12 protein-coding genes are annotated in these 14,289 nt (G+C 75.6%); 6 read left to right on the top strand and 6 right to left on the bottom strand.

Translation table 11 applies throughout. From position 1 onward, the window contains the following. Positions 1-27: 27 nt before the first annotated feature. Entirely contained in the window at positions 28-1,155 is a 1,128-nt protein-coding gene (locus tag AB0L25_RS37500) for an alpha/beta hydrolase (protein ID WP_500177949.1), read from the top strand. A gap of 5 nt (positions 1,156-1,160) precedes the next feature. Beyond that, a complete protein-coding gene (locus AB0L25_RS37495) occupies positions 1,161-3,755 on the top strand; it encodes a GMC oxidoreductase (protein WP_500177947.1) in 2,595 nt (864 codons plus the stop codon). A gap of 103 nt (positions 3,756-3,858) precedes the next feature. Here AB0L25_RS37495 and AB0L25_RS37490 read toward each other — a convergent pair whose 3' ends face one another. Both AB0L25_RS37490 and AB0L25_RS37485 read right to left on the bottom strand, forming a co-directional pair. Continuing rightward, positions 3,859-4,323 carry an SRPBCC family protein gene (locus tag AB0L25_RS37490; protein WP_500177945.1) on the bottom strand — a complete coding sequence of 155 codons (465 nt, stop codon included), beginning with the start codon at positions 4,321-4,323 and terminating at the stop codon, positions 3,859-3,861. 73 nt (positions 4,324-4,396) lie between these two features. After that, a complete protein-coding gene (locus tag AB0L25_RS37485; RefSeq protein WP_500177944.1) occupies positions 4,397-4,975 on the bottom strand; it encodes a CGNR zinc finger domain-containing protein in 579 nt (192 codons plus the stop codon). Positions 4,976-5,044: 69 nt separating this feature from the next. On the opposite strand from AB0L25_RS37485, the gene AB0L25_RS37480 reads away from it, so the two are divergent. Then, on the top strand, positions 5,045-5,830 hold the full coding sequence (locus tag AB0L25_RS37480) for a class I SAM-dependent methyltransferase (RefSeq protein WP_500177942.1): 786 nt from the start codon (positions 5,045-5,047) through the stop codon (positions 5,828-5,830). 99 nt (positions 5,831-5,929) lie between these two features. Here AB0L25_RS37480 and AB0L25_RS37475 read toward each other — a convergent pair whose 3' ends face one another. Beyond that, positions 5,930-6,634: a nucleotidyl cyclase domain-containing protein gene (locus tag AB0L25_RS37475; RefSeq protein ID WP_500177940.1), complete on the bottom strand. Its 705-nt coding sequence runs from the start codon at positions 6,632-6,634 to the stop codon at positions 5,930-5,932. A gap of 323 nt (positions 6,635-6,957) precedes the next feature. On the opposite strand from AB0L25_RS37475, the gene AB0L25_RS37470 reads away from it, so the two are divergent. After that, positions 6,958-7,659: a hypothetical protein gene (locus AB0L25_RS37470; RefSeq protein WP_500177938.1), complete on the top strand. Its 702-nt coding sequence runs from the start codon at positions 6,958-6,960 to the stop codon at positions 7,657-7,659. Here AB0L25_RS37470 and AB0L25_RS37465 read toward each other — a convergent pair. Together AB0L25_RS37465 and AB0L25_RS37460 are read right to left on the bottom strand one after the other, a co-directional pair. Further along, a complete protein-coding gene (locus tag AB0L25_RS37465) occupies positions 7,656-8,486 on the bottom strand; it encodes an ABC transporter permease (protein ID WP_500177980.1) in 831 nt (276 codons plus the stop codon). The two genes, AB0L25_RS37470 and AB0L25_RS37465, sit on opposite strands and share 4 nt — an antisense overlap. Before the next feature lie 11 nt (positions 8,487-8,497). After that, positions 8,498-9,469, bottom strand: a complete 972-nt coding sequence (locus AB0L25_RS37460) for an ATP-binding cassette domain-containing protein (protein WP_500177937.1) — start codon at positions 9,467-9,469, stop codon at positions 8,498-8,500. 108 nt (positions 9,470-9,577) lie between these two features. Between AB0L25_RS37460 and AB0L25_RS37455 the strand changes: the two genes are divergently transcribed. Then, entirely contained in the window at positions 9,578-10,342 is a 765-nt protein-coding gene (locus tag AB0L25_RS37455) for a TetR/AcrR family transcriptional regulator (protein ID WP_500177935.1), read from the top strand. A 3-nt stretch (positions 10,343-10,345) separates the two neighbouring features. On the opposite strand, the gene AB0L25_RS37450 is transcribed toward AB0L25_RS37455, so the two are convergent. Next, positions 10,346-13,117 carry an ATP-dependent RNA helicase gene (locus tag AB0L25_RS37450; RefSeq protein ID WP_500177933.1) on the bottom strand — a complete coding sequence of 924 codons (2,772 nt, stop codon included), beginning with the start codon at positions 13,115-13,117 and terminating at the stop codon, positions 10,346-10,348. Between the two features lie 323 nt (positions 13,118-13,440). Here AB0L25_RS37450 and AB0L25_RS37445 point away from each other — a divergent pair, with 323 nt between their 5' ends. Then, positions 13,441-14,211 carry an NERD domain-containing protein gene (locus AB0L25_RS37445; protein ID WP_500177932.1) on the top strand — a complete coding sequence of 257 codons (771 nt, stop codon included), beginning with the start codon at positions 13,441-13,443 and terminating at the stop codon, positions 14,209-14,211. The last annotated feature ends 78 nt before the right edge of the window (positions 14,212-14,289 follow it).

Raw genomic sequence — 14,289 nt, 5'->3', positions numbered from 1 at the left:
GAAGGCCGCGAAGGAGGTGGACACCCCATGAAGACGATCAGAACGGTCGACGCCGACGGGATCGCACGTTTCACGCACGACGGCGTCGCCGACGCCGAGGTGTCCGCGCATCCCTTCGCCACCGCCGACGGGCTCGGCCTCGCGCTGACCCGGTTCCGCCGCGCGGGCGCCGCCCGCGCCGACACCGACGCCGTCCTGCTGGTGCACGGGCTGACGACGTCCAGCGACATGTACGTCATGCCCGAGCACGGGAACCTCGTGAACGCCCTGCACGACGCCGGGTTCGGCGACGTGTGGGCGCTGGACTACCGGATGAGCGCCCGGTTCCCCTACAACGCGGAGACCCATCGCCACACCCTCGACGACGTCGCCCACTGGGACCACCCGGCGGCGCTGGCGGAGATGCGCCGCCACATCGGCGACGGCCGCCGCGTCCACGTCATCGCGCACTGCCTCGGCTCGGTGACGTTCTCGATGGCGCTGTTCGCCGGGACGGTCACCGGCGTCGCCGGCCTGGTGTGCAACAGCGTCGCGCTGACGCCCCGGACGCCGCCGTGGTCGAAGCTGAAGCTCAAGTACGGGCCGGCGCTGATGGAGTACGTCCTCGGCCCGCCGTACGTCGACCCCCGGTACGGGAGGTCGCCGGTGATGACGCGCGGCTGGATGCTCGCGAAGGCGGTCGCGCCGTTCCACCGCGAGTGCGACGAGCCGGCCTGCCACATGCTGTCGTTCATGTGGGGCGGCGGGCGCCCGATCTTCTCGCACGACAAGATGTCGCCGGTCACGCACGCCCGCCTGACCGACCTGTTCGGCGCCTGCAACGTCCACTACTACCGGCACATGCACCGGATGGTGGAGGCCGGACGCGCGGTGCGGTACGCCCCGCGCGACCCGCGGCACGCGGACCTGCCCGTCGACTACCTCGCGGGCGCCGCCGACGTGACGACGCCGATCCTGTTCCTCACCGGAGACCGCAACCACGTGTTCACCGACTCCAACATCGTCTGCCACCGCGCGCTCGAGTCGATCGCCCCCGGGCTGCACGAGCTGGAGATCCTCCCCGGCTACGGGCACCAGGACCCCTTCATGGGCCGGGCGTCCGACACCGAGGTGTTCCCGCGGGTCCTGGACTTCCTCAAGCGGAAGGCGGGCTGATCGGCATGGCGGCGCGGACGGGAGAGACGCGGACGGGAGAGCGGGCCGAGCACGTCGACGCGGTCGTCGTCGGCTCCGGGTTCGGCGGGTCGGTGGCCGCCTACCGGCTCGCGGAGGCGGGGCTGTCGGTGGTGCTGCTGGAGCGCGGGCAGCCGTACCCGCCGGGCAGCTTCCCGCGCTCGCCGCGGCAGATGGGCCGCGCGTTCTGGGACCCGGCGGCCGGGCTGTACGGCATGTACGACGTGTGGAGCTTCAAGGGCTGCGACTCGGTGGTGTCGGCGGGCCTCGGCGGCGGGTCGCTGATCTACGCGAACGTCCTGCTGCGCAAGGACGAGCACTGGTTCGTCGACGAGCAGCCGATGCCGGGCGGCGGCTACGAGTCGTGGCCGATCTCCCGCGCCGACCTGGACCCGCACTACGACGCCGTCGAGCGGATGATGGGCGCGACGCCGTACCCGCTGGACGTGGCGCCGTTCTGCGACACCCCGAAGACGCACGCGATGCAGGACGCCGCGGCGGAGCTGGGGCTGCGCTGCGAGCTGCCGCCCCTCGCGGTCAGCTTCGCCGGCCGGCCGGGCGGGCGTCCGGGCGTCGGCCTGCCGATCGTCGAGCCGTCGTACGGCAACCTGCACGGCATGCCGCGCCGCACCTGCAAGCTGTGCGGCGAGTGCGACATCGGCTGCAACGAGGGCGCCAAGAACAGCCTCGACCACAACTACCTGTCGGCGGCCGCGCACCACGGCGCCGACATCCGCACCGGCCGCGAGGTGAAGGCGATCCGGCCCCGTCCCGGCGGCGGCTACGAGGTCGACTACGTGCACCACGCCGACCTGACCGTCCGGCGGAGGGCGGCACGGCAGCGCGTGGAGACGATCACGTGCGACCGGCTGATCCTGGGCGCCGGCACCTACGGGACGACGTTCCTGCTGCTGAAGTCGCGGACGGCGCTGCCCGGGCTGAGCGGCGCGCTCGGCACCCGGTTCAGCGGCAACGGCGACCTGCTGACGTTCCTGCTGAACGCCCGCGACCGCGAGCGCGTCCGGCCGCTGGACGCGTCCCGCGGACCGGTGATCACCAGCGCGATCCGGCTGCCCGACGAGGTGGACGGCGTCCCCGGCGCGGGCCGCGGCGCCTACATCGAGGAGGGCGGCTACCCGGGGTTCACCGACTGGATCGTGCACAGCCTCGACGTGGGCGACGCGGTCGAGCGGGCGGTGCGGTTCCTGTGGGACCGGTTCGTCGAGTTCTTCAAGGACGCGCCGGACACGAACCTGTCGCAGGAGATCTCCGACCTGATCGGGGACGGCGCGCTGACCGTCAGCTCGCTGCCGCTGCTCGGCATGGGCCGCGACATCGCCGACGGGCGGCTGCACCTGCGGGACGGGCGCCTCGCCGCCGACTGGACGACCGAGACGAGCGAGGAGCTGTTCACCCGCGTCCGCAAGACGATGCAGGGCATCGCGGACGTGCTGGGCGCCGAGTACGCCGACAACCCGATGTGGTTCCGCAAGCGGATCGTCACCGTGCATCCGCTGGGCGGCGCCCCGATGGCCGACCATCCGGGGCGGGGCGTCTGCGACGCCTTCGGGGAGGTGCACGGATTCCCGGGCCTGTACATCGCCGACGGGGCGGCGATGCCGGGTCCGGTGGGTCCCAACCCTTCCCTCACGATCGCCGCGCACGCCGACCGCATGGCGACGCGGCTGCTGGAGGGCGCGACCCGCACCGTCTCCGCGCCGGGGGGCGCGGAGGCGGCGGGGGGCCCCGTTCCGGTCCTTACGGGGGCCGAGCCGGTCGGGGGGTCGACCGGCTCGCCGGATCGGGCGAGGAACGGCGCGGCGTACGCGTCGGAGTCGGGGAGCCGCGGCGGTACCAGGGGACCGTCCGCCGCGGCGTCCGACCGTACGCCGCCGCCGCTCGGCGCGGCGGACCGCGCCGCGCCCGCACCCGCCGGCACGTCCGAGTCCGGGGCGGCCGATGCCGAGGCGGGGTCCGGCGACGAGGCGACCTCGCTGTCGTTCACCGAGACGATGAAGGGGTTCGTCACCTACGGCGTCACCGAACCGCGCGCCGGGGCGGCGCATCCGGGGCGCGAGCCGCTGTCGTTCCGGCTGACGATCACGGCCGACGACGTGGACCGGTTCCTGGCCGAGCCCGGGCACGAGGCGCGGGCCGAGGGGTGGGTGGACGCCGCCGCGCGCGGGGGCCGGCGGCCCGTCCAGCGGGGCCGGTTCAACCTGTTCGCGCCGGCCGGCGACGAGGACCGGCGGCTGATGAAGTACCGGCTGTTCTTCACCGACGGCGAGGACCGGCCGCGCACCCTCACCGGCCGCAAGAACGTGCTGCACGGGCCGCCGACGCGGATCTGGCCCGACACGTCCACGCTGTACGTGCGGCTGCTGGACGGGCACGTCCCCGAGGACGCCGAGGCGGACGCGGCGGTCGTCGCGGCGGGCGTCCTGCACATCGAGCTGGGCGACTTCGCGCAGCAGCTCACGACGTTCCGGACGTCCGGTCCGGACGGCGCCGGGAAGCTGCTGGACTTCGCCCGGTTCTTCGCCGGGGAGCTGTGGGAGGTGTACGGCCCCGAGTCCGACTAGGGGCCGTCCGAGGACGGGTGCGGGCCGAGGGAACTGCGGGGTGCTCTCGGCCCGTGCCTCTTTTCCGGGCAGTCCGGGCGCCGGGCGTTCCGGGCGCCGGGTGCTAGAGGTCGCCCGCGTCGCGGGCGGGGCAGTCCGGCGGGCAGTTCGCGGCGTGCTCGGGAAGCCGGCGGACGAACGTCTTCAGCATCAGCCGGAAGAAGAGGCGCAGCAGGGATCCGGTGCCGGGGACGAGGGGTTCGAACGTCGCCCGCCACCGCAGGTACGTGCCGGTCCCGTCCTCGTGCTCCTCCAGGTGGACGTCCGAGCGGTACCGGCGGACGGGCAGCCCGGACAGCGCGATGTAGGAGAAGCGCGCGTAGGGCTCGTAGGCGACCGTCTGCTCCTTGGCGGGCCAGATCTGCTTGACGCACCCGACCCCGTACGTGGTGGTGTCGCCCTTGCGGACCTGGCGGGCGCGCGTCGGGAACCGGCCCCACGCGCCCCACGCCTCCGGCACGGCGAGGTGCCGGAACAGCACCTCGGGCGCGGCGGTCGCGGTGGCGGCGACCTCGATCTCCTGCGGCATGCGTGCCTCCCCGGGTGACGGTCCCCGGCACCGTACCGCGCCCGGCGCGCGGCGTCAGCCCTCCCGGGCGCCGTCAGCCGCCGGACTGCGCGCGGGCGCGGAACGCGGCGGTCTTGACGCGGTTCTGGCACGCGGTGGAGCAGAACCGGCGGGTGCCGTTGCGGGAGGTGTCGACGTAGACGCGGTCGCAGCGGGGCGCGGTGCAGACGCCGAGCCGGTCGCGGAAGTCGCCGCCGAGGACGATCGCGAGCCCGGTGGCGCACGGGGCGGCCCATTCGGCGGTGAGCGTGCCACCGTCGCCGTGGAAGTGGACGTGCCAGGGTTCGCCGTCGTGGCGTTCCAGGCGGGGCCGGGCGCGGGTGTCGTCGAGCAGCCGGTTGACCTGCTCGGCGGCGGCGTCCAGATCGCCGGCGGCGACGCCCTCGAAGACCGCGCGCAGGTCGCGGGCGACGGCCGCGAGCTCCTCGGCCTCAGCCGCGTCGGCCCGGGGCCGTTCCGGGCGCAGGCCGCGGAGCACGTCCGACGCGGCGGCGATCCGGTCGGCGGGGGTGGGCAGCAGGTAGGGGCGGCCGCGCCGCTCCCCCTCGGTCAGTTCGTTGACCAGCTCGACGGCGGCCTCCACGACCGCATCGGTGTGACTGTTGAAGTCCACTTGACCAGTTACGCCTTCCCGTTTAGCGTGTAACCACCCAAAGGCTATACGACAGTTACGGGAGAGGTCATGACGCTGCTCGACCGGGAGACCGCCGACGCGTGGATCGCACGCTGGGACGTCCAGCAGGAGGGCTACGTCCCCGACCGCGAGGAGCGGTTCACCGCGCTGATCGACGCGCTGGAGGCCGCCGCCGGACGCCCCGACCCGCTCGTCCTCGACCTCGGCTGCGGGCCCGGCTCGCTCGCCGCCCGCATCCTGGACCGGCTGCCCGCCGCCACCGTCGTCGCGATCGACGCCGACCCGCTGCTGATGGCCCTCGGCCGGGCCGCGCACGCCGGCCGGGACGGGCTCCGGTTCCATGAGCTCGACCTGCGCGAACCCGGCTGGGCGGCGCGGCTGCGGCTCGACCGGCAGGCCGACGCCGCCGTCAGCACCACCGCGCTGCACTGGATCTCCGGGGCCGAGCTGCGCGTCACCTACCGCGAGCTGGCCGCGGTCCTGCGCCCCGGCGGCCTGTTCCTCAACGGCGACAACCTGGCGACCGGGGACGTCGCGCCCGGCCTGGCCCGGCTGGAGGCCGCGCTGTGCGAGCGGGAGCGCGCCCGGCGGTTCGCGCCGGAGGGCGCGGGCGCTCCGGAGGACTGGGAGCAGTGGTGGGCGGCGATCGCGGCGGACCCGGCGCTCGCCGGGCTGCGCGCGGAGATCCGGGAGGAGTCGGCCGGGCACCACGGGTCGGAGTCCGCGCTGCTGTCCACCCACGCCGCCGCGCTCCGCGACGCCGGGTTCGGCGAGGTCGGGACGCTGTGGCAGCGCGGCGACAACCGGCTGCTCGCCGCGCTCCTCACCGGCTGAGCCCCGCCCGCGGGGCGGCCGGGGACCGCCCGGCCGGGTGCTCCCCTACCCGGCCGGGCGGACGATCGTCCGGCGTCTGTCCCGGCGTTCCCGCGCCGGTCACCGCGCGGCGAGCGCGGGGAACGTCAGGACGCGCCCGGGCGGGCCGCCCGGCGGGCCCGCGGCCCCTCCGGCGTCCGCCCCGTCCCGGCCCGCCGGCTCCGCCCGCACCGCGTCGCCCGGGAGGGCGCCGGTGAGGAGGTGGCCGCGGAACGCCGCCCCCTTCGCGGTGATCTTCATCGGCTGGAACGCGCCCGGCGCCAGCGCGCAGAACCCCGTCTGCACGACGTCCTCGTAGAGGGAGTCGGACACCACGTAGGCCAGGTCGCGGGCGTCGTCGTCCAGCAGGCGCCGCAGCGGCGCCGCGTCCAGCAGGCGCTGGACGACGATGGGCGCGTCGCCCGCCGGCCCGAACGGGCCCGCGGTCAGCGTGCCGTAGTGCAGCGCGAGCCGCACCCGCAGCCGGTGCCGGCCGGGCCGGCGGTTCACCTCCCGCAGCGCCGCCGCGAGCCCGATCGCGAACCCGCCGGCGACCGGCGCCGGGTCGGTGCCGGCCGGCAGCGTCGCCAGCTCCCCGTCCCCGCCGACCTGCTTGTCCCAGCGCGCCCGGTCGAGCCCGATGCCGTGCGCCGCGCGGTCCAGCGCGTCCGCGAGCTGGTGCTGCGCGGCGAGCTGGTCGCGGGCGTCCCGCCTGCTGTACTGCTGTATGTCCACCGCCAGCAGGAGGCGGTAGTCGAGCCGTGCCGTCGTCTCGATTCCTCTCATTCCCGATCCCGCCCTCGGTTGCTTCGAGCGAACAGGGCCCGGTGCCCGCGTCCGCTCCACGCGCGGAGTGAACGTCGCTTCGCGAAGGTCCCCGTGAAGAGGATCCGGGTTCCGCACCCCCGTCCGCATCTCGATTTCCGTCTCCCACGCCCCGTTCGACGCGGAAGGCCGCGGGCCGGTGCCGGAGGTAAGGCCGCTCTGTCGAACTAGTTAGCGTCCATCTGGAATAGCGAGGTCAAAAGGTGTATCTCGGGCTTACCGGCGTGACGGGGCCCACTGATCGCGGACGGTGCGCGCGACCGGGCGTCCCCTAGGCTGGCGGTGTGAGCACGACCCGACCGTCCGCCCGGCCCCTGCTGCTGCCCGCCCTCCGCGAGGTGTACGACGCCTACGTGCGGGAGGCGGACGCGCTGCCCGCGCTGCCCGCCGCGCTGCAGGCCGAGGTGTGGACGTCCGCGCAGCTCGGCGGCCTGCTGGCCGCGGCGCCGCACGAGCAGGCCCGGCGCGCCGCGCTCGGCGACCTGATCGGCTGCCTGCACGCCGCCGGGACGCCCGGGGCGCGGGCGTTCCTGCGCGCGCTCGCCGCGATCGGCCCCGAGGTGGGCCGCCGCGCGGCGGCCAAGGCGGCGGACGCGCTGCGCGACGTCCCGGCCGCCCCGTGGGAGGGCGCGCTCGGCCGCGTCGTCCCCGGCCAGGCGTGGCTGATCCAGGAGGGGCCGCTCGACGGCGACCGCCTGGTGTGCGAGTTCCGGTACGCGGACATGGGGACCGCGGGCCTGCACGCGCTGGCCGTCCGGCTGACCTACGGCGACGCGCCGACCGAGGTTGTCGCGGTGGGCGACGTCCCCGCGCTGATGACCGCGGCCCGGCAGGCCATGCAGGCCGAACTGTGCGTCGTGCAGCCCTACGACACGGCGGCCGTCGGGGCCAGGCTCCGCGCCGCCCTGAACGGCGCGGAGCCCGTCCCCGCGGACTGCCGCCCGGCGCTGGCGCTCGCGCGCCACCGGGCGTCCCTGCTGCCCTAGCGGCCCATCGCGCGGTACCGGCGGACCGCGAGCGGGAAGAACACCGCCGCGATCGCCAGCGGCCACGCCACCGCCAGCAGCAGCGCGTTCTCGGCCGCCCACGAGTCACTGGCCAGCGCGGCCTGCGCGGGGTCGCCGAACAGGTCCCGGCAGGCGGTGACGGTGGCCGACATGGGGTTCCACTCGGCGATCGACCCCAGCCAGCCCGGCATCGTGCTGGGCGCGACCATGGCGCTCGACAGGAACCCGATCGGCCACACCAGGATCTGGATTATCATCACCGACTCGGGCCCCTTCGCGATCAGCCCCAGGTACACCCCCACCCAGACCAGGGCGAACCGCAGGAGCAGCAGCAGGCCCAGCCCGGCGAGCGCGGGGACGATCCCGTCGTGGACGCGCCAGCCCATCGCCAGGCCGCACAGCGCCGTCACCGACAGCGCCGCCAGCGAGTCGACCATGTCGGCGGCGCCGCGCCCCACCACCACGGCGGACGGCGACATCGGCATCGCCCGGAACCGGTCGGACACGCCCTTGGCGGCGTCGGCGGCGACCGCGGTGAACGTGGCCTCGACCCCGAACACCATGGTCATGGCGAACATCCCCGGGATGATGAACTCCCGGTAGTCCCCGCCCGGCACCTCCATCTGGCCGCCGAACAGGTAGCCCATCATCAGCACGACCAGCACCGGGAACGCCAGCCCGATGACCAGCTGGTCGGGGCGCTTGACCCAGTGCGTGAGCGCCCGCCGGGTGAGCGTCCAGCCGTCGGCCGCCGCCCACCGCAGCCGTCCCAGCGGGCTCCGCGGGATCTCCGGAATCGGCGGCATCGATGCCACGGTCACGCGGGCACCTCCTCGTTCTCGTCGGTCGGGTCGCCCGTGAGGTGCAGGAACACCTCGTCGAGCGTGGGCCGCCGCACCCCGATGTCGGCGACCCGCACGTCCGCCTCGTCCAGCGCCCGGACCGCGCCGGTCAGCGCCCCGACCCGGTCGCGGACGGGCGCGCCCACCCGCAGGGCGTCGGCGTCCACCTCGGGTTCGGTCCCGGCGATCCGGGCGACGACCGCCGCGGCCCGGTCGAGCGCGCCGGGATCCTCCAGGACGATCTCCAGGTGGTCGCCGCCGAGCCGGGACTTGAGCTCGTCCGGCGCACCCCCGGCGATGACGCGGCCCCGGTCGATCACCGAGATCGCGTCGGCGAGCCGGTCGGCCTCCTCCAGGTACTGGGTGGTGAGGAGGACGGTGGTACCGCCGTCGGCGAGCGAGCGGACCGCGTCCCACACCTCGATGCGGCTGCGCGGATCGAGCCCTGTGGTGGGCTCGTCCAGGAACAGGACGGACGGCGCCAGGATCATCCCCGCCGCCAGGTCGAGGCGGCGCCGCATGCCGCCGGAGTACTGCCCCGCCGGCCGGTCGGCGGCGTCGGCGAGCCGGAACCGCTCGAGCAGCTCGTCGGCCCGCCGCCGCGCCCACCGGGCGCCCAGGTGGTAGAGGCGGCCGAACATCACGAGGTTCTGCCGCCCGGTGAGCACCTCGTCGACCGCCGCGTGCTGGCCGACGAGCCCGATGCGCGTCCGGACCCGCCCGGGGTCGCGCACGACGTCGTGCCCCGCGACGACCGCGCGTCCCCCGTCGGGACGGGCGAGCGTGGCGAGCACCCGCACGCACGTGGTCTTGCCCGCGCCGTTGGGGCCGAGCACCCCGTGCACCGTCCCCGCGGGGACCCGCAGGTCCAGGCCGTCCAGCGCCCGGGTCGCGCCGTAGGTCTTCCGCAGCCCCGCCGCGTCGATCGCGAACTGTGGCTCTGTCATCACTCTCCCGAAACTCCGTACACAATACGGATTGACCATCCCGGGCAATATAACGTACGCCGTACAGAGTTTCATCCCGGCGGCGGACTTTTTTGGGAGGATGCGAACGTGACGACCGAGTACAGCGGCGGCGGCGACCCCAAGCGCAGCCTCGAACTCCTGTGGGGCGTCCAGCCCGCCCCCCGGCGCGGCCCGAAGCCCAAACTGACGGTCGAGGAGATCGTCCGGACCGCGATCGCGATCGCCGACGCCGAGGGCCTGGACGCCCTGTCGATGCGCCGCGTCGCCGACGGGCTCGGCGTCGCCCCGATGTCGATCTACACCTACGTCCCGAGCAAGGCCGAGCTGATCGACGTCATGTTCGACCGCGCCCTCGCCGAACTGACCCCGCCCGACGACGTCCCCGGCGGCTGGCGCCCCAAGCTCGAGCACCTCGCCCGCGACAACTGGGACCTGTACCACCGGCACCCCTGGCTGCTGCACGTCTCGGTCGTCCGTCCGCCGATGGGGCCCGCGATCTTCGCCAAGTACGAGTTCGAGCTGCGCGCCGTCGACGGCATCGGCCTGACCGACGTCGAGATGGACTCGGTGGTCGCCCTGGTCACCGGCTTCGCCGAGAGCTCCGCGCGCGTCTCGGTCAACGTCGCCGAGGCCGAACGGCGCACCGGCATGAGCGACGTGCAGTGGTGGGAGACGATGGCGCCGCTGCTGGAGCAGATCGACACGGGCGGCGACGAGTACCCGCTCAGCGCCCGCGTCGGCGCGAGCGCCGGGATGGAGTACCAGGGCGCCGTCGGCCCGCGCCACGCGTTCGAGTTCGGCCTCGCACGCATCCTGGACGGCATCGAGGTCCTGATCGCCTCCCGCCGCTGACCCCTACCGCCGGCGGTTCGCCCGTTTCGTCGGGACGGCCGACGCCGGATCATCGGGCCACGGGTGCCGCGGGTACCGGCCGCGCAGCTCGGCGCGCACCGCCCGGTACCCCTCGCGCCAGAACGACGCGAGGTCGGCGGTGACGGCGGCCGGACGTCCCGCCGGGGACAGCAGGTGCACCACCACCGGCACCCGCCCGCCGGCCAGCCGGGGCGCGGCGTCCCACCCGAACAGCTCCTGCAGCTTCACGGCCAGGACGGGCTGCTCGGGCGCGTAGTCCACGCGGATCCGGGAGCCCGACGGGACCTCGATCCGCTCCGGCGCCAGCTCGTCCAGCCGCGCCGCCAGGTCCCACGGGAGCAGGCCGCGCAGGGCCGCCGCGACGTCGATGCGGGCGAGGCCCGCGCGGTCGCGGGCGCCCGCCGCCGTCGCCCAGTCCGGGACGTGCGCGAGCAGCGCGCCGTCGTCCACGGCCGGCCACGGCTCCCCCAGCGCGCGGTGCAGGAACGCGAGGCGTTCCCGGAGCGCCGTCGCGGCGGGCGTCCAGGTCAGCACACCGGTGCCCGCCGCGCGGACGCCGTCGGCCAGCGCCGCCCGCACCCGCTCGGGATCGGGGTCGCGCAGCGGCCGCGCGTCCAGCTCGATCGCCCCGAGCCGCTCGACCCGCCGCGCCACCACGTCCCCGTCCCGCCACGCGACCTCCTCGCCGGACGCCGCGAGCGGCGCCGCCGCGAACCGGGCGACGTCCTCGTCGATCACCACGGCCTGCCGGATCCGCGCCGACGCCGCGCCCGCCGGACGGTCGGCCGCCGCGACCGCGAGCCACCGGGGCCGCGCCCCGGCGAGCGCCGACCCGTCGGCGAGGGCCGCGCCCGTCCCGGACGCCATCAGGAAGTCGCGCCCGCCCTCCGCGCGGACCCGCGCGACCCGCTCGGGAAACGCGAGCGCCACCACGACCCCCGCCACCGCGTCGTCCCCCGCGAAACGACCATCCCGAGCCGCCTCCCCCGCCCGACCGGCATCGCGAGCCCGACCGACGGCGCCCGCCCGAACGGCATCACCTGAACGAGCGTCATCGCCCGGCCGTCCGGCAGCACCCGCCCGTGGGGCGGCGCCCGGCCGTGCGTGGTCACCGGCCGGACCGGCGGCATCCGCCCGCGCAGGGGCGTGCAGCGCCGGGGGGTCGGCAGGTGCGGGAGCGGCGTGCGTCCCGGTGGGGGTGTCGCTCGTCGGGGTGGGCGGCGCCTCTCGCGGGAGGGCGGCGCGGAGGCGGCGGGACTCGTCGCGCCAGCGGGCGGCGTGGGCGTCGGCGGGCGGGCCGGGGCGGCGCAGGGCGCGCCAGGCGGCGGTCAGGTCGTCCCCGGCGGCGCGCGGCGGGGGCTCGGACAGGAGCGCGACGACCTCGGCGGCGGCGCGGGGGCCGACCTCGCGGGCGCCGTCCAGCAGGGCGCGGGCCAGGCGGGGGTGGACGCCGACGCGGGCGAGGCGGCGACCCCGGTCGGTGGCGCGGCCGCCCGCGTCGACGGCGCCGATCGCGCGGAGGGTGGCGCGGGCGGCGTCGAGCGCGGCGGGCGGCGGCGGGTCGAGCAGGGCGAGGGCGCGCGCGTCCGGGTCGCCCCAGCACGCGGCCTGCAGGGCGAACGCGGCGAGGTCGGCGAGCTCGATCTCCGGGCGCGGACGGGACGGGCGCCGCGCGTGGTCGTGCTCGTCCCAGCAGCGGTAGACGGTGCCGGGGGCCTCGCGGCCGGCGCGTCCGGCGCGCTGCTCGGCGGCGGCGCGGGACGCGCGGACGGTCGTGAGGGCGCCGAGCCCGCGGGCGTGGTCGGTGCGGGGTTCGCGGGCGAGACCGGAGTCGACCACGACGCGGACGCCCGGCACGGTGAGGCTCGACTCGGCGACGGACGTGGCGAGCACGACGCGGCGGCCGGCGCCCGGGGACAGCACCGCGTCCTGCACGGCGGGCGGCGCCTGCCCGTGCACCTGCAGGATCTCGGCCGGGGCGCCGCGGAGCAGGCCCGCGACGCGCGCGATCTCCCCGGCGCCCGGCAGGAAGCACAGGACGTCGCCGTCGCGTTCGGCGAGGGCGCGGCGGACGGTCGCGGCCGCGTGCGCGAGCAGGGCCGGGTCGACGCGCATGCCGTGCGGGGGCGGGACGGGACGGTCCGGGGGCGCCCACACGACCTCGACGGGGTGCAGCGCCGCCGCGGTCTCCACGACGGGCGCGGAGCCGAGGAGCCGCGACCACGGGCCGGTGTCGGCGGTGGCGGACGCGGCCACGAGGCGCAGGTCGGGCCGGAGCGCGGCGCGGACATCGAGGAGGAACGCCAGCGCGGTGTCGGCGTCCAGGTGCCGCTCGTGGCACTCGTCCATGATCACCACGTCGGTGCCCGGGAGTTCGGGGTCGTCCTGCAGGCGCTGCAACAGCACGCCGGTGGTGACGACCTCGATGCGGGAGCCGGGGCGGTGCTCGCCGCGGACGGTCACGCCGACGCGGCCGCCGGGGCGTTCGCCGAGCAGCCACGCCATCCGCCGGGCCGCGGCGCGGGCCGCGAGCCGCCGCGGCTCCACCACGGTGATCCGGCCCGCGGGCGCCGGCGCGGGCAGGGCCAGGCCGGCGAGGGCGAGCGGGACGAGCGTGGTCTTGCCGGTGCCCGGGGGCGCGGCGAGGACGGCGGCGCCCGGGCCGGCGAGCGCGGCGCGCAGGTCCGGGACGGCCCGGTGGACGGGCAGGCGTTCGGCGGCGGCGAGGCGGTCGGCGGTGGCGGTCCCGGTCACCGCACCAGTGTGCAACGGATCAGTATCGCGCCGCGCGCCGGTACCGCAGAGTGATCACCCGTGTGAGAAATGCCACGAAATCGAAAAGGGTCGTGCGGGTTACGGTGATAGTTGCATCGACCCTTTCGGGATTGGTCGAGAAGACGTCAAAGTTCGTCCTCGGAACCACCAGGTCGGGGGATGCGAAAGGCCAGGTGGGCAATGGTCTGGGAGGTCAGGGCATTGCTTTACCGTTTGACATACGTCACCACTCGTCGTGTGGTGACATTCCGCCGGGTATCCGCATAATGAGGTTGTCGTAGCAGGATGCCAGGAGGATCGGGATGATCGGCAGCTCCATCTATCTGCGGGACCGCCCCGCCTTCACCGGCGGCTCGCCCCAGGCCATCTACGAGGACCTCTGGCAGCGCGACCGGAAAAAGCGGCTGCGGACCCGCGCAATTCTGGCGGGCGGGACGCTGCTGGCGTGCGGGCTGCTGGTCAGCGGGGTTTTCGGAATCGCGATGGCGCTCCTGGTCGCCGCCGCGGACTCGTTCGTCCATTGGCGTATTTACCACGCTTCGCGCGTCTGGCGGCTCGGTCTGCGCGGGGACGAGCGGATGGGGCGGCTGCTGCGCCTCACCCGGGAACGCCGCGGCCACCGGGTGCTGTACGGCCGGACCGTCCCCGGGCACGGCACCGCCGACCAGCTGGTCATCGGCTCGGACGGCCTGTGGCTGGTGCACAACGAGGCATGGCATCCCGACGCCGAGGTGTCGTGCCACGGCGGCCGGCTGTTCGTCGACGGCCGCACCAAGACCAAGCTCGTCCGCGAGGTCACCGCGCGGGCCGAGGCCGCCGCGGACCTGATCTCCCGGGCCGCCGGAACCCCCGTGAAGGTGCGCCCGCTGCTGGCGGTGCACGGCGGCGAACTGCCCCGCCGGACGCGGCTGTTCACCGCCGACGGCATCGTGTTCGGCACCCCGCTGCGCCTCCTGCGGTACATGCGGCGCAACCCGTCCGCCGACTACTCCCCCGACGAGATCGACGCGATCATGCGCGCGGCCGTGCTGGCCCTCCCGATCGGGGGCCGGCAGATGGCGCCCGCCGCCTGATCCGACGCAGCTCCGCGGGGGCCGCCTCCCGGCGCGGACCCCGCCCGACCCCGGGAGCGTCCATGCGCCCGCAGATCG

The organism is Spirillospora sp. NPDC052242 (assembly GCF_040679555.1).
GTDB lineage: Bacteria > Actinomycetota > Actinomycetes > Streptosporangiales > Streptosporangiaceae > Spirillospora.
Note: the sequence above shows the minus strand (reverse complement) of the source record. Positions and strands in the feature narration are given on the sequence as shown.

Coding starts and splice junctions, on each gene's coding strand:
- AB0L25_RS37480 (WP_500177942.1), top strand. CDS start 5,045: ATGACGCTGCTCGACCGGGAGACCGCCGACGCGTGGATCGCACGCTGG.
- AB0L25_RS37475 (WP_500177940.1), bottom strand. CDS start 6,634: ATGAGAGGAATCGAGACGACGGCACGGCTCGACTACCGCCTCCTGCTG.
- AB0L25_RS37465 (WP_500177980.1), bottom strand. CDS start 8,486: ATGCCGCCGATTCCGGAGATCCCGCGGAGCCCGCTGGGACGGCTGCGG.
- AB0L25_RS37495 (WP_500177947.1), top strand. CDS start 1,161: ATGGCGGCGCGGACGGGAGAGACGCGGACGGGAGAGCGGGCCGAGCAC.
- AB0L25_RS37500 (WP_500177949.1), top strand. CDS start 28: ATGAAGACGATCAGAACGGTCGACGCCGACGGGATCGCACGTTTCACG.
- AB0L25_RS37460 (WP_500177937.1), bottom strand. CDS start 9,469: ATGACAGAGCCACAGTTCGCGATCGACGCGGCGGGGCTGCGGAAGACC.
- AB0L25_RS37490 (WP_500177945.1), bottom strand. CDS start 4,323: ATGCCGCAGGAGATCGAGGTCGCCGCCACCGCGACCGCCGCGCCCGAG.
- AB0L25_RS37445 (WP_500177932.1), top strand. CDS start 13,441: ATGATCGGCAGCTCCATCTATCTGCGGGACCGCCCCGCCTTCACCGGC.